Raw genomic sequence first — 18,305 nt, forward strand, 5'->3', positions numbered from 1 at the left:
TGAGATCATTCCACCGGCTAAACGTTGCTGGCATCATCGTGTGATATTTAATGTTATCAACGGCGCCGATTTTTTACAAAATAGATATCACCGTCAATTACCGCCATAATGGGGGTATAACCGGGGCGGCAGAAAAAGGAATGCGTTTCGGTTGTGCCATTTGCAAATGTTAGGGTGAGTACACCATTGCTGATCTTATAAGTGCCGCCACCGCTGCTTTTATGGCTATTACCACCGCCAACATTTGAACCGGAAACTATTACAGACGTTTGGCTATTGTTGCTAAAATTGCCTTGTCCGTCAAAATAAAACCCCTTATTTGAAAAGCTGCCTACAGCAGTACTGCCTGCACCACCGCCGGACCCGCCTGCCGAACTAAATTCATAGCTCCCTTTGGGTACGCTGCTATCGGTAGGTTGCCTCACTAAATTAAAGCTGCCCCCATTCATATTCCCATCTTTATCCAGTGTATAGGTAATGGCCCTGTTATCGCCAGGTGTGCGGAGCGATACGGTACGGCCGCTTACCGTATACCTGCCCGACACCCGCGTTTGCCAGCCCTGTTTGCGCAAGTCGTCATTATAGGTGCCGTTGGGCCTAAATAAGATCACTACATCATTACGGCTCATGCCACCCATTGCAGAGGGCATGATCTCGACACCCGCATACACCCCGTTCAGTTTGGTAGACTGGCCACACACAACTAAGGATTGAAATAAGAAGAGTATCGGTAGGCATTTCAAAATTTTTTTCATGGCATAAGATTGATTATCAAGTAACAAACCAGTATGGTTACTTGTTTAAACAACCGCGAAAAAAGAAAATGAAAGGCTCGGTTAAGATTGCCATGTTGTGGCCAGGCTTTTCCATTGGTTTCTACTGGTAATCTATTCAGCGCTCAAACCTGCCGGTTTTTTTTGTTATTGCTATGCGGTAAACTATTAGCTCCACTGTAGTACCCACATCTGCTTCCTGCGACGTGATGCCATGTGAAGGATGGTCCGTCGGCTGATCTGCCAGCGGCATGATCCGGTGAATGAGCCCCTGCATGATCCGTTGTTTTTCGTCCAGGTCATCCACTTCTTCAAACCGGCCCCACACAATAACACTTTTCCAGCGGAAAACATGCGCTATCTCGTCTACTTCAAAACAAACCGCGGGATTTTTCCGCATCATGTTTATCTTCATGCCGTTGGCAGAGTGCGCGTAAATAAAATTGCCGTCGTAGGTATAATTTACAGGCACCACATAAGTGGTACCATCGGCGTGGCAGCCCAGCCGCCCGGTAACCTGTTTGTGTAACAGGGCGTCGATCTCTTTATCATTTAATTCTCCCAGCATTGTTATAGTTTTCTGTTACCAAATTTTGCATAACATATGTTTTGATAAGACAAAAATGAATTAAAAGAATATAAGGAATAGTGACCAGGGTCATATTAAGGCATGACGCTGAACCTTAATTCGTTAAGTGCCGGGGCGGATATTTGTTACATTAAAATAACCAGGATATGAAAAAGATAAATGAAGACCCGGAACTGGAATTTGAACTACAGGAGGTTTACCTGACCAGCAAGCAATGGCTAAGCGACCTGGCTTTCCTGGAAGAGGAGACCAGATTTTTGGAAGAACAGCTTGGCGGGACAGGGCATCTCCACATTAAGGTTAGCAACCAGCAAAACCTGGCTGCCCGGCTACAGAATGCACGACAAGTTCACCAGGATATCCGCCGTAAGCTGGATGATTTCGTCAATCAATTAGAACCATTGCTGCTGGAAACCGACCCGGACCCAAGCTTAAAATTGCTGGAAGATTTTATTGCCCTGCAGGCCGCGGTTGGAAACGCCCTTATCGTATTGAAAGGAATTAAATACGCGCTGGTTGAAGCCCGGCGGGCGGCTTGATCAATTGGCAGCAACAATTAAGGGCGCCAAACGTTAACTAATCAGCCATTAAGCGATCAAAGAAATTGACAAAAAGTATATTTATTGCCTCCGCCGAACCTTACAGCGGTAAATCCATCCTGGCCCTGGGCCTGGTTAACATGTTGCTGGCGCGTGCACAAAAAATCCGTTATTTTAAGCCGGTCATCAGTTCTTCAGAACAGCCGGCCGACCCGCATATTGAGGCGGTGCTTTCACATTTCCAATTAAAACAGCACTATAAAGACGCCTGGGCTTTTACCAGGCAGGAGGCTCTGCATTATTTGAAGGACCACCGCCAAGGCGAACTGCTGGACCGGCTCATCAGCTCTTTTAAGGCCCTTGAGGCCGATTCTGATTTTACGATAGTAGAAGGCTGTGATTTTACAGGCAGCGGCACCGCGGTAGAATTTGAACTGAACCGCCTCATGGCCAGAAATCTTAACGCGCCGGTGGTGTTGCTGGTATCGGGCAACAATAAAACCGCAGTGGAAACCGTACAGGACGCGCTCAACTTTTGGCAGGCTTACCAGGAACAGGACATACCGGTACTGGCCGTAGTTGTTAACCGGCTGGCGGCAGCACAAGTTGCCGAAGTGCGCGAGCAGCTTACCGCCCAGCTCCCCGCTACCATCCTGACCGCTGTTATACCTGCCGACAAAGCTCTTGAAAACCCTACTGTGGGTGAGATCTTCAACCGCCTGGGGGGCAGGTTATTATTTGGAGAAACGCTGCTGGAAAACCCGGTGGACAACTTTGTGACCGGGGCCATGCAGGTGCCGAATTTCCTGAATTATTTAAAAGAGAATGTGCTGATCGTGACACCCGGCGACCGCGGGGATATTATCATTAGCTCGCTGCAGGCAAATATGTCGACCAGTTACGCACGTGTAGCCGGCATTGTCCTCACAGCAGGCAGCGTGCCGGAAACGCCTGTGATGCGGCTGATAGAAGGACTCCAGGTGGTAGTGCCCATCATGGCGGTTAACACCGGCACTTTTGAAACCACCAACTTAGTTGCGGGTGTGCATTCCCGAATCCGCCCGGACGATTCAAAAAAGATCAGGCTGGCGATCGAAACCTTCGATCGCTATGTAGACCAGGAGGCCCTGAATGAAAAGATAGTGCTGCACCGGTCTGCAGCAATAACGCCGCACATGTTCCAGTACCAGCTTACACAATGGGCCCGGCGCCAGAAAAAAACCATCGTTTTGCCTGAAGGTAATGATGACCGCATCCTGCAGGCTGCCGCCAGGCTTGTGGCGCAGGACGTGGTCAAACTGATCTTGCTGGGCGATCCTGCAGACATAGCCGCGTCCGTTAAGCGACTGGGCCTGGATCTTGACCTGCAAAAGATCAGCGTGGTTGATCCGGCAAAGGCAATGCAATTGGAAGATTATGTACAAACCCTTTATGAACTGCGTAAGGCTAAAAACGTTACGTTGGAGATGGCGCGTGACCTGATGACCGATGTTTCCTATTTTGGCACAATGATGGTTTACAAAGGCGAAGCCGACGGCATGGTTTCCGGCGCGGTCCATACCACTCAGCATACCATCCGGCCGGCTTTACAGTTTATCAAAACCAAACCGGGTATCTCTACGGTATCTTCCATTTTTTTCATGTGCCTGGCCGACCGGGTTTCGGTATTTGGCGATTGCGCCGTTAACCCCGATCCCACGTCAGAAGAACTGGCGGAGATAGCGATCTCCTCAGCAGATAACGCCGGGCGTTTTGGTATTGAGCCGCGTGTGGCCATGCTGTCTTATTCCTCGGGGACGTCAGGTGTTGGCGAAGATGTTGAGAAGGTGCGGAGGGCAACCGAGCTGGTTAGAGAAAAGCGGCCGGATATTAAGGTAGAAGGCCCAATCCAATACGACGCGGCTGTCGACCCGGTAGTGGGCCGTCAAAAGTTGCCCGGCTCTCAAGTTGCCGGCCAGGCCAGCGTACTGATCTTCCCGGACCTTAACACAGGTAATAACACCTATAAAGCCGTTCAGCGCGAAACCGGGGCCCTGGCCATCGGGCCTATGCTACAGGGGCTCAATAAACCGGTGAACGACCTTAGCCGCGGCTGTACAGTCGACGATATTTTTAACACAGTCATCATTACCGCGATCCAAAGCCAGGACGAGACCTTCTAAATTCTTATTACTCATGTATATATTGGTTATCAACTCGGGCAGCAGCTCTATCAAATATCAACTTTTTTTACAGCACAGCGATCAGCCGGTTTGCAGCGGCCTGATCGAGCGCATTGGCCAGGATAACGGCCTGATAACGCACGAGATCTTTAGAGCGGATGTAGCACAAACCCTTAAGCTGGAACAAAGCATTAAAGACCATGAAACCGGGATGCAGGCCATGGCCGGGTTGCTTACCCGTGAAGATATTGCCATGATAGACAATGCGGCGCAGATTGGAACAATTGGTCACCGGGTAGTTCATGGCGGCGAAACGCTTACAAAACCTACGGTCATCACGGCAGAGGTTAAAGAAAAGATAATGGCATTGTATGCTTTAGCGCCCCTGCACAATCCCGGCCATATCAAGGGCATAGAGGTGGCCGAAAAATTGTTTCCGGCGGCTACACAGATCGCCGTTTTCGACACGGCCTTTCATCAAACCCTGCCCGAAAGGGCTTTCCGCTATGCCATCCCGGATAAATTTTACCTCGAGGATGGGATCCGCGTTTACGGCTTTCACGGCATCAGTCACCAGTATGTGGCGGGTGCAGCCATCACCTGGCTGAAAGACCCGGGAGCCAAACTGATCACCATTCATTTAGGTAACGGTTGCAGTATGGCGGCGGTAAGCGGCGGGCGGTGCATTGATACCAGTATGGGCCTTACACCGTTAGACGGGCTGGTGATGGGTACGCGCAGCGGCGCTATCGACCCATCTGTACTGCTATACCTGCAGCAGCAAAAAGGCTATACGGCTGAACAACTGACCGGACTATTAAATAAACAAAGCGGGATGCTGGGCTTAACCGGGTATAATGATATGCGGGACATTAGCCGGTTGTATCATGAAAACGACCCTGCCGCCAAACTTGCTTATGAACTGTATGCTTACCGTATCAAAAAATTTATCGGCGCTTATACAGCTGCTTTGAACGGACTGGATGCCCTCGTGTTCACTGCCGGGGTAGGTGAGAACGACGCGCTGACGCGTGAACTGGTTTGCCGCGATATGGAATTTTTGGGTATCAATATCGACATCGCTAAAAATCAGTTGCGGGAAAAGGGCTTGCGCGATCTTACCGCCGGGGGCGGTCGTACACGCATCTTGGTCATCCCGACCAATGAAGAGTTGGCGATTGCCCGGGAATGCCGGAGGCTGGGCGCTGAAGGTCATTAAGACCTGTGATCGCCGTCACTTTTTTAAATTGCTACCATCATTAGGTTTGCGGCATGGCAAACACCCCCGAGATCAAGTTTCTGGACGGCCCGCAGTCGCGCTGGCAGGAGCTTAAATTCACTTTTGGAACCATGATGGAGCTGATCCGCGGTTTCCGTGCCCTGCATTTCATAGGGCCCTGCATCACTGTATTTGGGTCCGCTCGCTTTAAAGAAGACCATCCTTTTTACAAGCAAACGCGGGAGGCAGCCGGCGCCTTTGCAAAATTAGGCTTTACCATCCTCACCGGTGGCGGGCCGGGCCTGATGGAAGCGGCTAACCGGGGTGCTAAAGATGTTGGCGGCCGGTCGGTAGGCTGCAATATCCGTCTACCGGTAGAACAGCAGCCCAACCCTTACCTGGATAAATGGGTTTATATGAAGCAGTTCTTCCTCCGCAAAGTACTGCTCGTGAAATATAGTTTTGCCTTTGTGGTGATGCCCGGTGGCTTTGGCACAATGGATGAGTATTTTGAAGCGCTGACCCTCATCCAGACGCATAAGATCAAAAACTTTCCGGTCATTATTTTGGGTAAGGAATATCACCGGGACCTGATCCGCTACATCGAAAACATGAAAGCCTGCGCGACCATCGCTGAAGAAGATATGAACCTTTTCCTAGTCACCGATGACCTCGAAGAAGCTGTACAACTGATCAGGGAAAAAAGTATTAAGGAATTTGGGCTGAAACCGGTCGGCAAACACAAACCCTTCCGCTGGTTGTTTGAGAAATGGTAGAAATTTAGCGGTTCATACCATGCAAGAGATAGCGGCTGTGATAAAGGCTGGCATTGGCATAAAGATGCGTGGAACAACCCGTTTCCGCTTAGGTCCTGAAGACCTGCTATGCTGAATTGACGGTCTTTGTGTACCTATTCCAATACCGGTTCACAGTAGCTTTCGTCCAGTTCATCCGTTTCGATTTTCATTAGGTGCCGTATACCACATCCAGGTTACATATCAGCTCCAACTTACAGCCGTTTTAAACGGCCACATCCGTATTCACGAAATCCCTTTTCAGCTTACAAGTTCAGGTTGTATTTAGTTACAGAACAGCGATTAATGGAGGCGATAAAAATGGTTGTGAACTATTAGGCCTAAGGTTTAAACTTAAAAAGCCTTCAGATTTTCTGAAGGCTTTTTAAGTTTTTAAATAAATTGACCAGGTGGCCGTTTTGTGGTATCAGCTGGGATCGAACCAGCGACACAAGGATTTTCAGTCCTTTGCTCTACCGACTGAGCTATGATACCGTTCCGTTTAAGGTTTGCAAATGTAGCGTTTTTTTTATTTTCCGAAACTTTTTTTTCAATTTTAGTTGCATCATTCTTGTATTCCGCCGCTCGGTAATTGAAATTCAGGGAATTACATTAAAAGATTATTTTAACTTTTTTTGAGTGGGCTTGTATATCCGCCTTATTTAAACAAATTCTAAGTTTAAAACATTTCGGCAATATCTGCCTTAACATTAAATCAAATTCCTAATTTAGCTTTCAGTTACTATGCACGCATAATATAATATATGGTCGGACAGGTTATCTTTATTATCATTTTACTGGGGGCTGCCTATTTATTTGGCAAGAATGCGGCTAAGGTAAGGCGCAACATTTTACTTGGCCGCGATACCGACAGGAGCGACCGCCCTGCCGAGCGCTGGGCCATTATGGCCAGGGTTGCCCTGGGCCAAACCAAAATGGTGAAACGCCCCGTGGCCGCTGTGCTGCATTTTTTTATTTATGTGGGGTTCGTTATCATCAACCTCGAAGTGCTTGAGATCATGATAGACGGTATCTTTGGTTCGCATAGGGTATTTTCAAAACCTTTGGGTAGTTTGTATGGTTTCCTGATAGGCGGGTTTGAGGTACTTGCGCTGCTTGTGCTGGTATCTTGCGTAGTATTCCTGGCCCGGCGTAACATCCTTAAATTAAAACGCTTTAGCGGTACCGAGATGACCAGCTGGCCAAAATCAGACGCCAACTATATTCTCACCATCGAAATTTTACTAATGACGGCCTTCCTGACCATGAATGCCGCCGACTATAAATTACAGGCCCTGCATTTTGGGCATTACGTTACTGCGGGCAGCTTCCCGGTGAGTGATCTGATAGCACCACTGTTACCATCGGGCGCCAATACGCTGGTAATGATAGAGCGCGGCTGCTGGTGGTTCCACATCATTGGCATATTAGCGTTTTTAAACTACCTGCCGTATTCAAAGCATTTCCACATTTTGCTGGCCTTCCCTAACGTTTATTATTCTAAACTGGAGCCAAAGGGCCAGCTCAGCAATATGGCATCTGTTACCAGCGAAGTTAAGGCCATGCTCGATCCATCGTTTGTGCCGGAGCCTGCCGAAGTAAGCCGTTTTGGTGCTAAGGACGTTACCGACCTTACCTGGAAAAATCTAATGGAAGCTTATACCTGTACCGAGTGTGGCCGGTGTACATCTGTTTGCCCGGCAAATATCACGGGTAAGCTTTTATCGCCCCGCAAGATCATGATGGATACCCGCGACAGGCTGACCGAGGTAGGTAATAATATTGACAAGCACGGTAAGGACTATACGGATGATAAAACCTTGCTGGATAACTACATTACCCGCGAGGAGTTGTGGGCTTGTACCACCTGTAACGCCTGTGTGGAAGCCTGCCCGGTAAATATCAATCCGCTGGAGATCATCACCGAGATGCGCAGGTATATAGTGATGGAAGAATCGCAGGCGCCTGCAAGCCTCAACAACATGTTCGGTAACATGGAGAACAATGGCGCGCCATGGAAATACAGCCAGTCCGACAGGTTTAACTGGGCCGAAAAGGAATAAGAAGAGATATGTCGCAAAATTTAGAAGCAAAATATACAGCATTTGTAGAGAAGGTAGCCGCTACCAAGCAGGTGTGGGGTTTAAAGAGTAAAACGGGCTGGGCCAATGCCGACGCGAGCGATAACGCGGAGGTTGCGGTGATCCCATTCTGGTCCGAGCGTGGGCTGGCCAAACTTTGCGCCCGCGACGATTGGAAAATCTACACACCAACCGAGATACCGCTGGCCCTGTTTTTAGAGAACCTGTGTATGGATATGGCCGATAGCGAAGTGTTAGCAGGTGTGGAGTGGGATACAAAAATGTTTGGTACCGAGGCTGACGCGATGGTGCTGGTACAGGATATTCTAAACAGGCTTGCCACCATCAATTCGGCCATTAGTTTTACCAATTACAGCAGTATACAGGATTTTATAACCGAGATAAGCGAAGAAGAATAATGGAACTAACCATCCCAACCATGGCCCAGCTGGCTGCCGAGGGCAAAGAACCCGAGATATTATTTTGGGTAGGCTGTGCCGGTAGTTTTGACGAACGCGCGCAAAAAATAACCCGCGACATTTGCAAGATACTGCACCATGTAGGCATCAGCTACGCCGTACTGGGTACCGAAGAAAGCTGTACCGGCGACCCAGCCAAACGCGCGGGGAACGAGTTCCTGTTCCAGATGCAGGCCATGGCTAATATTGAGGTGCTGAATGGTTACAACATTAAAAAAATTGTTACCGGCTGCCCGCATTGCTTTAACACCATCCGTAACGAATACCCGGGCCTTGGCGGTACTTACGAAGTGATCCATCATACCCAGCTCATCCAATCGCTTATTGACGAAGGCAAGCTAAAAGCCGAGGGCGGCGAAAGCTTTAAAGGCCGCAAAATAACTTTTCACGACCCATGTTACCTTGGGCGCGCTAACAACGTTTACGAGGCTCCACGCGCAGCTTTAGAAATATTGGATACCGAACTGGTAGAAATGAAACGCTGCAAAAGCAACGGCCTGTGCTGCGGCGCAGGCGGCGCGCAAATGTTTAAAGAGCCGGAGCCCGGTAAAAAGGAAATTAACGACGAGCGTATGCTGGATGTGATTGAGACCGGGGCCAGCGTCATCGCATCGGGCTGCCCCTTTTGCATGACCATGCTGAGCGACGGCGTTAAGCATATGGATAAAGAGCAGGAAATAAAGGTGCTGGATATTGCCGAGATAACAGTTAGGGCGAACGGTTTATAAGCCTTTACCCTTTAAAAAATTCAACGCCTGCTTTAAGCTATCCAGCCTTTGTGGTGATAACTTTTTGACAGGGATATCCCAGGCGGTAGCCATGGAATCGATGTCGCCTTGGGGGTCTTCGTAGGTTTGATAAATAATGTCATCGGCTTGGGTCTTCATCTCAAGGGTATCGGTAGCGGCTGTCCCGGGGATATACCCCATTTCTGCAAACCGCTTTAAACTGAACGAATAATACTCCTGTTTACCCTGTTGATAAGTTTTACGCAGGCGCATAAAATGATCAGGCGTAAGGGCTATCTCAAACTTTTTTATCCCGGGCTCAACGGTTGGGTCGTAATTCTCGTTAAGGAAGCGGTTGCCCCAGTTTATCCATTCCTGTTCGTCCATTACCGGCCTAAAACCACCAAAAAACAGCCCGGAAAGGGATATTAAGGTAATTAAAAACGCTTTACGCTTAGCAGGTATAAGTGAAGTTTGCATGACAACTTATAATAAACCTAAGTTAATAATTTGATAAATTTGCGATATGGAATTTTCTTCACACTCGAGGGTTTGGATCTATCAAAGCGATCGTAAATTAACCGATGCCGAAACACTGCAAGCACAGGTTTTGCTGGATAATTTTACCACCGGGTGGACGGCCCACAACAACCAGTTGCTCGCCAAAGCCGAAATTAGGTACAACCGTTTCCTGATTTTGTTTGTAGACGAAAGCCTGGCCGGCGCAAGTGGTTGCTCTATAGATAAATCAGTAAACTTTATGAAGCAGTTGGAGCAGCAATTCGGCATTAACCTGTTTGACAGATTTAACCTGGCCTACCGCGATGGGGAAGAGATCGTATCAGTCCCACGCCACCAGTTTGAAGACCTGTTGAAAGTAGGTGTCATCAACACCGAAACCATTGTGTTTAACAACCTTGTACAAAACGTTACTGAGCTGCAAACAAAGTGGGAAGTGCCGTTTAAAGATAGCTGGCATATACAGTTGTTTGCAGATATGGTTAGTTAGTGAGCACTTTCAATTACTCACGATTTAACTATTCATCACTCGCAAACAGACCATGTTCATCATCAGCCTTAAATACATTGTCCCTTTGGAAGAGCTTGACCGGCACATGGCCGCCCATGTGAACTATCTTAAGAAATACTACAAGGCTGATGTGTTCTTGATGAGCGGCCGCAAGGTGCCGCGTACGGGTGGCATCATCATTGCCCAGGCAGATTCTAAAGATATATTGGAGCAGATCATAGCCGAAGATCCATTCCACAAACACAAACTCGCGGAGTTTGAGATCACCGAGTTCCTCACCTCACAATATCATCCCGATTTGAAGGATTTGATCCGATAATTTTTAAATTGCATCATGGAAAAGTTTGATGCACGGATAGATGCCTATATCGAAAAATCGGCAGATTTTGCAAAACCAATTTTAACCCACTTGCGCCAGTTGGTGCACAAGGCCTCGCCCGAGATAACAGAGACCATGAAATGGAGCGCGCCGTTTTTTGAATATAAGGGTGTGCTATGCTTTATGATGGCATTTAAGCAGCATGCAGGCTTTGGTTTTTGGAAAGCCGAAAACTTGCCCGACCCGCATGGCATTATCCAGGACGAAGGCAACGCCGGCAGCATAGGAAAATTGACCACCCTTGCCGACCTGCCGAACGATGATGTGCTGATCTGGTACATACGCCAGGCTATGGAAGTAAAGGACGGCGCACCTACCGCAAAGATTGCGACGCCAAAGATCAAAAAGGTACCAGCTGCCGCCACACCGCTCGCCACCCCCGATTATTTAATAGAGTTATTGGCCGATAATACCCAAGCGGCAGAACATTTTGATAATTTTAGCCCCTCGCAAAAAAAAGAATACATCACCTGGTTTGAAGAAGCCAAAACAGAGGCCACCCGCAACAAACGTTTAGCAGAAGGCATTGCCTGGATAGCTGAGGGTAAAACAAGGCATTGGAAGTATAAATAGCAAGGTCATCCCGAACTGATCCAGGATATTTGAGGCGTTGGGCTACTTACATGTGAATACCGAGTAAATTTATTTCGACGCTGTGTGATGCTTTGCTTATTGAGCAGCGTAATGTCAGGCTTAAATAATCATTAGCCACCCGTATTGTAGGAACCCGTGATTACGTGTTTTACGCCGGATTGGTCAATAACATTTACTTTAAAATAACCTTTTATTACGTCAAAACCATCGGTATCTTCGGTAAACGAGGTGAATTTTACAGTTCCATCCCCATCTTTTTGATAATCGAAGGTTTTGGACTTTAAACTGAACTGTGAAATAGGAAATATACCTGTCGCATCATTTACATCAACACTAAAGGAAATGTCTATTTCCTTATCATCAAGGCTATGCGCGGATAGATTGGTAACACCTTTAAACGGAATTGAAGGATCGGGATCCTGATCAAGCGTTAAAAGATTGTGCATGGTAACAAGCGGCCCGTTATCGATCTAGTATATGAATGAATCGTCTGCGCCAATGCCTACAGTATAAGTAGCATCTGTGCCCGGGTCGGGCGTATTGGTACCCGAAGTCCCGGGCTGGCCGGGTTTTACGTAAATTACGCCTTCTGGGTAAATAACGGGGTCGGGCTTGCAGCCGGTATTTAACAAAATCGCGGCAGCTACGATCAAGGTAACATTGATTTTCATTCTTTTAACTTATACGTAACAAGTTCCCTGAAGTTGTGTGGTTCTTAAAACTCCAGCGGACCAAGCCTGCGCATGTTCTTCATAATAAGGTACTGCCTGTGCCTTAGGTAGCGGGTAGGCTTGGTGGCACTCCAACGCAGCGGGCTTGGGAATATCACCGCTATTGATGCCGCCTGCCTGCGGGTAAGCTGCGATGCCGGTTTGTGGAAATAAGCTTGCGAGGCCGCCTCGATGCCATAAATACCATCACCCATTTCAATTACGTTGAGGTAAACCTCCATAATGCGTTTCTTGCTCCAAAAGGTTTCTATCAGGATAGTGAACCAAGCCTCGAAGCCCTTACGCACGAACGAACGCCCCGGGTACAGGAAAACGTTTTTGGCCGTTTGCTGGCTAATGGTACTGCCGCCAATCAGCTTTTTGCTTTTAGCGTTCTTTTGAATGGCACGTTCAATCGCTTTAAAATCAAACCCGTGGTTCTCTAAAAAGGTTTGGTCTTCGGCAGCAACGGCGGCGCGTTTCATATTGTCGGCAATGTCATCAAATGCCACCCATTTTTTGTCAATTTTCCAATCTTTGCCATTGGCCTTGCGTTCAAAGCCGCGTTGTATCATCAGCCAGGTAAAAGGCGGGTTCACAAACTTAAAAAGCAGCACACCGAAAAGGCTTAGTCCCACAAACGCTATTACAACCAGCTTTACAATGCGCAGCACCAGCCGCATAATGCCGTTTGATTTCGGATTTCGGAATTTCGATTTTGGGTTTCGGTCTTTGGACTTTGCCATAATTCAATTATACAAAAAAGGTGTTTAGCCTAAACTAAACACCTTTTTAAAATTCTAAACGCTAAGTTCTAAATTCTAAGTTTTGAAATTCAAATCCGAAATCGGAATTTTGAAATTCCAAATCAAGTATTACTCAGCAACAACTGAGAAAGGAACCTGAACTTTAACTTCTTTATGCAGGTTAACAATTGCGGTGTAATCACCAACAAATTTAGGCTCCTGGTCAAAAGTAATGCGGCGACGGTCAACTTCAAAACCTTCTTTTTTCAATGCATCAGCTACCTGTATGGTATTGATAGCACCAAAGATCTTGCCGCTTTCGCCTGCTTTAGCGCCAATAGTAAGCTTAACGCCTTCTAATTTAGCTGCGATAGCATCCGCGTCTTTGCGTATTTTTTCTTGTTTAAACTGAGCTTGCTTTAAGTTTTCTGCTAAAACTTTGCGTGCGCTAACAGTTGCTAATATTGCGTAACCTTTTGGGATAAGAAAGTTGCGGCCATAACCTGGCTTTACATTCACTACATCGTCTTTATCGCCGAGGTTTTTTACGTCTTGTTTTAAAATAACTTCCATTGCTTTTTACCTCCGATTATTTTAATGAGTCTGTAACATAAGGTAATAAACCGATGTGGCGTGCACGCTTAACAGCCTGTGCCACTTTGCGCTGGAACTTCAAAGAAGTACCTGTTAAACGGCGTGGTAATACTTTACCCTGGTCGTTAATAAACTTCAAAAGGAAGTTAGCGTCTTTGTAATCGATATACTTGATACCGTTTTTCTTGAAACGGCAGTATTTTTTACGGTTATCCTCCACTTTAGGAGCGGTAACGTATTTAATTTGGTCGTTTGCCATTAGTTGTTTTCCTCCACTTTAGCTGCAGGTTTCTTGTTAAAGGCACCGCTGCGTTTTTTGTCGTTGTAAGCTATGGCATGTTTATCCAAAGCAATAGTAAGGAAGCGTAACACACGCTCATCGCGCCTTAATTCAACTTCCAGTTTGTTAATTAATTCACCGGGAGCCTTGAATTCAGTTAGGTGATAGTACCCTGTAGTTTTCTTTTGAATAGGGTACGCTAATTTTCTCAAACCCCAATTATCCTCCTGGACAATTTCGGCTCCGCCATCAGTTAAAACTTTGCTGTATTTGGCAATTGCCTCTTTAGCAGTTTCATCTGATAACAACGGGGTTAGAACGATCACGATTTCGTACTGTTGCATTATTATTTTGATTTTTAATTATTTATCCCTGTATATCGGGGCTGCAAATGTAGGCAGAAATAATTTATAATGCAAGCGTGAATATTTGTATTTTGTGAGGCTATTAGTGGCCTTATAATTATTAAAATATGAAAAAACTTGTACTATTGATATTAGCTGTTGCTTGCTACACCAACTCACAGGCCCAGAATAAGATTGGCCCTATACAACGTAAAATGCTTGACACCCTTTGTAACTGCATGAGCAAGGTAGATCTTACTAAAATAAAAACACCTGATGATGCAGAAGAGGTATTTACAAATTGCTTTAATGACCATTTAGATTTACTTGTTGATGTAGCCCAGGAACTGGGTATGAATAACATAACTGAAAACGATGCATCAACTAAGGTAGGCGAAATAATTGGGCAGAGCTTATTACAGGATAAGTGCCCCGCATTTTTGAAGCTTGCCGGTATAATGGCTAAAAGTAAGGACAAAGATGTTAAAGACACCGAAACCACTACCGGCACCCTTAAGCGAATGGACTTGAAAGGCTTCAATTATTTGGTACTCACAGATGCCGCGGGCAGCGAAAGATCATTTATATGGCTGAGGCAATTCCCAGGGTCCGAAAAGTTTATGGGACCAATAACTAAATTCGTCGGCAAAAAACTAAAAATTACCTGGCAGGAAATGGAAGTGTACTTACCTGCTGCCAAAGGGTATTATAAGGTAAAAGAAATTGTTGGGGTTGAAATTTTGTAAAACATAACCGCCCGCCCGGCTGTCTTTATTAAAAACAACACTACTATGCAGTTTGCCAGCCAACAACCCGACCAGGATAATAATGAAGATTTTGCGGACGACCTTAACTTAACGCCACCGGCTGAAGAGGACGCTGCCCTTGAAGGCGATTGGCAAGACGAGGAAGACGAGGACTTTGACGACCAGATGGAGTTTGAGGAAGATATGCGCGAGATCCGTACAGATGATGACCTTGGCGAACCCGACCCTGAGGACGCCGACCACATGCCGAATGGGGATGAGAAGTAGGGGAGCCGCAGGGCATTTTATTCACAATCTATTTTTGAGGTTTTAGGTACAGCATTTTCTTGCTACCTTTATGCCTGTGGATAATTTCATTGTTTCGGCACGTAAATACCGCCCGGCAACCTTCGAAACCGTTGTAGGCCAGCAGCATATAACTAATACGCTAAAAAACGCTATTAAGAATAATCAGCTGGCGCAGGCATTTTTGTTCTGCGGGCCAAGGGGTGTAGGTAAAACCACCTGCGCACGTATCCTTGCCAAAACCATTAACTGTACCAATTTACAGCCCAATGGCGAGGCCTGCGGCGAGTGTGATAGCTGCCGTGCTTTTATGAACGGTAACTCGTTCAACGTGCACGAATTGGATGCCGCGTCAAACAACTCGGTTGATGACATTCGTAGTTTGATAGACCAGGTGCGCATACCCCCACAAGCTGCCCGTTACAAGGTTTATATAATTGATGAGGTGCACATGCTATCGCAGGCGGCGTTTAACGCTTTCCTGAAAACGCTTGAGGAACCACCTAATTACGCCATATTTATATTAGCCACTACCGAGAAGCATAAGATACTGCCAACCATCCTGTCGCGATGCCAGATCTTTGATTTTAACCGCATCAGGGTAGAGGATATGGCTGGCCATTTGGCTAACATCGCCCGGAAAGAAGATATTAAATACGAGGACGACGGCCTGCACATTATTGCCCAAAAGGCAGATGGCGGCTTGCGCGATGCCCTCTCCATGTTCGACCAGATTGTGAGCTTTAGCGGGGGCAATGTAACCTACCGCTCGGTTATTGATAATCTTAACATACTTGATTACGACTATTATTTTAACGTTACCGATAAACTTTTGAGCGAAAACAGCGCGCAAACCCTGTTGTTGTTTGATGAGATTTTGGGTAAAGGTTTTGACGGGGCACATTTTATCTCGGGCCTGTCCGAACACTTCCGCAACCTGTTGGTAGGTAAGGATGCATCAACCATAAAGCTGCTGGAAGTGAGCGAAACTATTAAGGCGCGTTACCTGCAGCAATCGCAGGCGTCGTCGGTATCGTTCCTGCTATCGGCCATGAATATTGCCAACCAGTGCGATATTAGCTACAAGCTAAGCAAGAACCAGCGTTTGCAGGTAGAACTCGCTTTGTTAAAGATGAGCAACCTGCTCTCCGTATTCAATATGTCGGCATTGCCGGCCGGTCAAAACGCTGCTGCCCCAAACGGGGAGGTAAAAAAAAAACCTGATACCTCAGTAAATAGCACCCCACCGGCACCAGATACAGCTGATGATTTAAGCGTTGCACGCGATAACCCGGTAACTTACAACCGTACTCCACCGGCAACTACGCCGGCTACGCCGGCTACGCCGGCTACGCCGGAGCCGCCTGCCGAAAAGCCAAAGTTTTTTGTACCTAACGCCCATGCGGGGGCAACGTCGGTTAAGATACCCTCATTAAAAGATCTGGGTAAGCAGGTAGAGGAAGCCGCGCTGGAAGAAGAAGATCCGTATTTAAAAGGCACGGATAAGGAGGCATTCACCATAGACCGGTTTCTGCAATTATGGACAGAATATGGTGGCAATCTTAAAAAAGAAGGTAAACCTGCCGGGCTTTATACCATCTTCACAAGTATTACTCCAAAGGTTTTAGGCCCGGAATCATTTGAGGTGTGTTTGGCAACCAAAGTGCAGGAAGCGGCTTTTAGGGACCAGCGGCCACATTTGCACAACTACCTGCGAAGCAGTTTGAAAAACTTCAGCATCGAAGTAAATTCTAAAGTAGAAGAGATAGCCATGGTACGGAAGCCATATACGTCGTTAGAAAAATTTCAGCATATGGCGGCTAAAAACCCGCAGCTCATCGAGCTGAAAAACAAATTTAACCTTGACTTTGATTAGGATTTTACCACAGGGTTAGCAGAGATATAATTTATTTATAAACACAGAGAGCACAGAGATTTTATTCCCTGTGCTCTCTGTGTTTAGCTCCGTTACCTCTGTGGTTAATGATTAACTAAACGCGGGGTGTATCATTTTTAGGATAACCTTCTTCGTCAAGGTCATCGCGATCATCCTCGGGGGTATGTGCTAAGGCTTCATCGCGCGGATCAAGTTCAACAATTTTACCGCTATCTATATGCATCCCTAAGCTGTCGGCATCTGTTTCTAAAGACCGGTCGGCATCGTATTCACCATTCGTATCGTACGGGTTGGCTTCATCGTAGGTAGAGTTGAAGTCTTCGCCGTTTTTTACAGTAGTATCGTAAGGGTCGGGGTGGTCGTAGTCGGGGTTATCACCTTTTACATCGTACTCATAACTATTTAAAGTCTCGTCGTAATTAAGGTTTTCGCTGTCAGCTGTTTCGTTGCTATCGTCGTTTAGTGGGGCGTTCCTGTCCTCCGGGTCGGTAACAAAATCCTGGTTGTCGTTTTCGGGTATCATAGGTTTTATATTTACTGTATATACCCTAAAAACCCTGCCAATAAATTATTGTTTTGGTAAGAGGGCAGTATTATTGAACCGATTTGCGGTAGGAGGTAACATCGCCAAGGGCAAACTTTAAGCCTATGGAATATTGCACCAGTTTATCTTTATTCCTGCCGGCGGTAAAGCCATCCATGTTATCCGTAAAGTCGTTATTGAACTGGTATGCCAGGTCTATCTTAAACGATGGCTGGTTGTACTGGTTAAAAAACTTTATCTCGTAACCCAGGCGCACAGGCAGGTAAAGTTCATTGCTTTTGTTTAAGCCGCCGGTAAAAAACTGTGGGTCGGTATTTGAGTAGCGGTTAATGTTATCATCATGTATATCATTAAGGATATAACCCAAACCGGCCGATACATAAAGGCCTTTTAAAGCGCCTGCTATACCACCGTTAGAGTAATCCATTAATTCGCCTGCCTGTAACTGGCCCCTAAAAACAATAGCTGTAAAGTTATTTTTAAAATAACGGCCAGACAGGGTTTCTGTCCTGCTGCCACCTTCCAGTTTACCGGTTTGTATTTCTACAAGGTAATTTAAGTAAGGTGTTTGGTTATAGTTAAAGTTTACAAACACTGATGGGGTACTTTTTACCTTACCTTCGGCATCGCCGTAAACCTGGTTAATAGTACCGCCGAAACCAATATCATACTGGGCATAATCGTAACCAATTTGTGCTTTTGTTATTGATGTTATTGCCGATAATAATAGCGTGAAAAATAAGGTTTTAGTAAGCAACTTTATCATAATGT

24 protein-coding genes and 1 tRNA gene are annotated in these 18,305 nt (G+C 46.5%); 13 read left to right on the forward strand and 12 right to left on the reverse strand.

Annotated elements, in window-relative coordinates; all coding sequences use genetic code 11:
* Window positions 1-56 precede the first annotated feature (56 nt).
* Together ACFQZI_RS09715 and ACFQZI_RS09720 are read right to left on the reverse strand one after the other, a co-directional pair.
* Entirely contained in the window at window positions 57-755 is a 699-nt protein-coding gene (locus ACFQZI_RS09715) for a hypothetical protein (protein ID WP_377141823.1), read from the reverse strand.
* 136 nt (window positions 756-891) lie between these two features.
* Window positions 892-1,341 carry a pyridoxamine 5'-phosphate oxidase family protein gene (locus ACFQZI_RS09720; RefSeq protein ID WP_377141825.1) on the reverse strand — a complete coding sequence of 150 codons (450 nt, stop codon included), beginning with the start codon at window positions 1,339-1,341 and terminating at the stop codon, window positions 892-894.
* 167 nt (window positions 1,342-1,508) lie between these two features.
* On the opposite strand from ACFQZI_RS09720, the gene ACFQZI_RS09725 reads away from it, so the two are divergent.
* From ACFQZI_RS09725 to ACFQZI_RS09740, 4 genes are all read left to right on the forward strand, one after another.
* Entirely contained in the window at window positions 1,509-1,901 is a 393-nt protein-coding gene (locus tag ACFQZI_RS09725) for a hypothetical protein (RefSeq protein WP_377141828.1), read from the forward strand.
* 65 nt (window positions 1,902-1,966) lie between these two features.
* Window positions 1,967-4,063 (forward strand): phosphate acetyltransferase, encoded by a 2,097-nt coding sequence (gene pta / locus ACFQZI_RS09730; RefSeq protein ID WP_377141830.1) that lies wholly within the window; start codon window positions 1,967-1,969, stop codon window positions 4,061-4,063.
* A 13-nt stretch (window positions 4,064-4,076) separates the two neighbouring features.
* Entirely contained in the window at window positions 4,077-5,282 is a 1,206-nt protein-coding gene (locus tag ACFQZI_RS09735; RefSeq protein ID WP_377141833.1) for an acetate/propionate family kinase, read from the forward strand.
* A 53-nt stretch (window positions 5,283-5,335) separates the two neighbouring features.
* On the forward strand, window positions 5,336-6,058 hold the full coding sequence (locus tag ACFQZI_RS09740; RefSeq protein WP_377141837.1) for an LOG family protein: 723 nt from the start codon (window positions 5,336-5,338) through the stop codon (window positions 6,056-6,058).
* A 440-nt stretch (window positions 6,059-6,498) separates the two neighbouring features.
* On the opposite strand, the gene ACFQZI_RS09745 is transcribed toward ACFQZI_RS09740, so the two are convergent.
* Window positions 6,499-6,571 (reverse strand) — tRNA-Phe (locus ACFQZI_RS09745).
* Window positions 6,572-6,840: 269 nt separating this feature from the next.
* On the opposite strand from ACFQZI_RS09745, the gene ACFQZI_RS09750 reads away from it, so the two are divergent.
* The 3 genes from ACFQZI_RS09750 to ACFQZI_RS09760 are packed head-to-tail and all read left to right on the forward strand — an operon-like array spanning window position 6,841 to window position 9,364.
* Window positions 6,841-8,139, forward strand: coding sequence for a 4Fe-4S dicluster domain-containing protein (locus ACFQZI_RS09750; RefSeq protein ID WP_377141840.1), 1,299 nt, complete (start codon window positions 6,841-6,843; stop codon window positions 8,137-8,139).
* An 8-nt stretch (window positions 8,140-8,147) separates the two neighbouring features.
* On the forward strand, window positions 8,148-8,576 hold the full coding sequence (locus ACFQZI_RS09755) for a DUF2750 domain-containing protein (RefSeq protein WP_377141843.1): 429 nt from the start codon (window positions 8,148-8,150) through the stop codon (window positions 8,574-8,576).
* Window positions 8,576-9,364, forward strand: coding sequence for a (Fe-S)-binding protein (locus ACFQZI_RS09760; RefSeq protein ID WP_377141846.1), 789 nt, complete (start codon window positions 8,576-8,578; stop codon window positions 9,362-9,364). The genes ACFQZI_RS09755 and ACFQZI_RS09760 overlap by 1 nt, the downstream gene beginning before the upstream one ends.
* Here the strand turns inward: ACFQZI_RS09760 and ACFQZI_RS09765 are convergent.
* The gene (locus tag ACFQZI_RS09765) at window positions 9,359-9,844 is read right to left on the reverse strand and encodes a hypothetical protein (protein WP_377141849.1); all 486 of its coding nucleotides are present in this window, start codon (window positions 9,842-9,844) and stop codon (window positions 9,359-9,361) included. The two genes, ACFQZI_RS09760 and ACFQZI_RS09765, sit on opposite strands and share 6 nt — an antisense overlap.
* A 46-nt stretch (window positions 9,845-9,890) precedes the next feature.
* Between ACFQZI_RS09765 and ACFQZI_RS09770 the strand changes: the two genes are divergently transcribed.
* The 3 genes from ACFQZI_RS09770 to ACFQZI_RS09780 are packed head-to-tail and all read left to right on the forward strand — an operon-like array spanning window position 9,891 to window position 11,346.
* Window positions 9,891-10,373 carry an ABC transporter ATPase gene (locus ACFQZI_RS09770; RefSeq protein WP_377141852.1) on the forward strand — a complete coding sequence of 161 codons (483 nt, stop codon included), beginning with the start codon at window positions 9,891-9,893 and terminating at the stop codon, window positions 10,371-10,373.
* Window positions 10,374-10,425: 52 nt separating this feature from the next.
* Entirely contained in the window at window positions 10,426-10,713 is a 288-nt protein-coding gene (locus ACFQZI_RS09775; protein ID WP_377141855.1) for a YciI family protein, read from the forward strand.
* 15 nt (window positions 10,714-10,728) lie between these two features.
* The gene (locus ACFQZI_RS09780; protein ID WP_377141857.1) at window positions 10,729-11,346 is read left to right on the forward strand and encodes a YdeI/OmpD-associated family protein; all 618 of its coding nucleotides are present in this window, start codon (window positions 10,729-10,731) and stop codon (window positions 11,344-11,346) included.
* Between the two features lie 131 nt (window positions 11,347-11,477).
* Here ACFQZI_RS09780 and ACFQZI_RS09785 read toward each other — a convergent pair whose 3' ends face one another.
* The 6 genes from ACFQZI_RS09785 to rpsF all read right to left on the reverse strand — a co-directional run bounded on the left by ACFQZI_RS09785 (window position 11,478) and on the right by rpsF (window position 14,041).
* Window positions 11,478-11,813 (reverse strand): hypothetical protein, encoded by a 336-nt coding sequence (locus ACFQZI_RS09785; protein WP_377141859.1) that lies wholly within the window; start codon window positions 11,811-11,813, stop codon window positions 11,478-11,480.
* Window positions 11,814-11,837: 24 nt separating this feature from the next.
* On the reverse strand, window positions 11,838-12,038 hold the full coding sequence (locus tag ACFQZI_RS09790; protein ID WP_377141861.1) for a hypothetical protein: 201 nt from the start codon (window positions 12,036-12,038) through the stop codon (window positions 11,838-11,840).
* A 44-nt stretch (window positions 12,039-12,082) separates the two neighbouring features.
* Window positions 12,083-12,823, reverse strand: a complete 741-nt coding sequence (mtgA, locus tag ACFQZI_RS09795) for a monofunctional biosynthetic peptidoglycan transglycosylase (protein ID WP_377141864.1) — start codon at window positions 12,821-12,823, stop codon at window positions 12,083-12,085.
* Window positions 12,824-12,952: 129 nt separating this feature from the next.
* The gene (gene rplI / locus ACFQZI_RS09800; RefSeq protein ID WP_134335119.1) at window positions 12,953-13,396 is read right to left on the reverse strand and encodes a 50S ribosomal protein L9; all 444 of its coding nucleotides are present in this window, start codon (window positions 13,394-13,396) and stop codon (window positions 12,953-12,955) included.
* A 16-nt stretch (window positions 13,397-13,412) separates the two neighbouring features.
* Window positions 13,413-13,676, reverse strand: coding sequence for a 30S ribosomal protein S18 (gene rpsR / locus ACFQZI_RS09805; protein WP_067054791.1), 264 nt, complete (start codon window positions 13,674-13,676; stop codon window positions 13,413-13,415).
* Window positions 13,676-14,041 (reverse strand): 30S ribosomal protein S6, encoded by a 366-nt coding sequence (gene rpsF, locus ACFQZI_RS09810; protein ID WP_377141869.1) that lies wholly within the window; start codon window positions 14,039-14,041, stop codon window positions 13,676-13,678. The genes rpsR and rpsF overlap by 1 nt, the downstream gene beginning before the upstream one ends.
* A gap of 128 nt (window positions 14,042-14,169) precedes the next feature.
* Here rpsF and ACFQZI_RS09815 point away from each other — a divergent pair, with 128 nt between their 5' ends.
* The 3 genes from ACFQZI_RS09815 (at window position 14,170) to ACFQZI_RS09825 (ending at window position 16,969) form a co-directional block, all read left to right on the forward strand.
* A complete protein-coding gene (locus ACFQZI_RS09815; protein WP_377141872.1) occupies window positions 14,170-14,787 on the forward strand; it encodes a hypothetical protein in 618 nt (205 codons plus the stop codon).
* A 45-nt stretch (window positions 14,788-14,832) separates the two neighbouring features.
* A complete protein-coding gene (locus ACFQZI_RS09820) occupies window positions 14,833-15,075 on the forward strand; it encodes a hypothetical protein (RefSeq protein WP_377141875.1) in 243 nt (80 codons plus the stop codon).
* A gap of 76 nt (window positions 15,076-15,151) precedes the next feature.
* Window positions 15,152-16,969, forward strand: a complete 1,818-nt coding sequence (locus ACFQZI_RS09825; RefSeq protein WP_449288973.1) for a DNA polymerase III subunit gamma/tau — start codon at window positions 15,152-15,154, stop codon at window positions 16,967-16,969.
* Between the two features lie 115 nt (window positions 16,970-17,084).
* Here ACFQZI_RS09825 and ACFQZI_RS09830 read toward each other — a convergent pair whose 3' ends face one another.
* Together ACFQZI_RS09830 and ACFQZI_RS09835 are read right to left on the reverse strand one after the other, a co-directional pair.
* Window positions 17,085-17,513: a hypothetical protein gene (locus ACFQZI_RS09830; RefSeq protein WP_377141881.1), complete on the reverse strand. Its 429-nt coding sequence runs from the start codon at window positions 17,511-17,513 to the stop codon at window positions 17,085-17,087.
* Between the two features lie 70 nt (window positions 17,514-17,583).
* The gene (locus tag ACFQZI_RS09835; RefSeq protein ID WP_377141883.1) at window positions 17,584-18,300 is read right to left on the reverse strand and encodes a hypothetical protein; all 717 of its coding nucleotides are present in this window, start codon (window positions 18,298-18,300) and stop codon (window positions 17,584-17,586) included.
* Window positions 18,301-18,305: the final 5 nt, after the last annotated feature.

The organism is Mucilaginibacter lutimaris, from assembly GCF_042676625.1.
GTDB classification, from domain to species: Bacteria; Bacteroidota; Bacteroidia; order Sphingobacteriales; family Sphingobacteriaceae; genus Mucilaginibacter; species Mucilaginibacter lutimaris.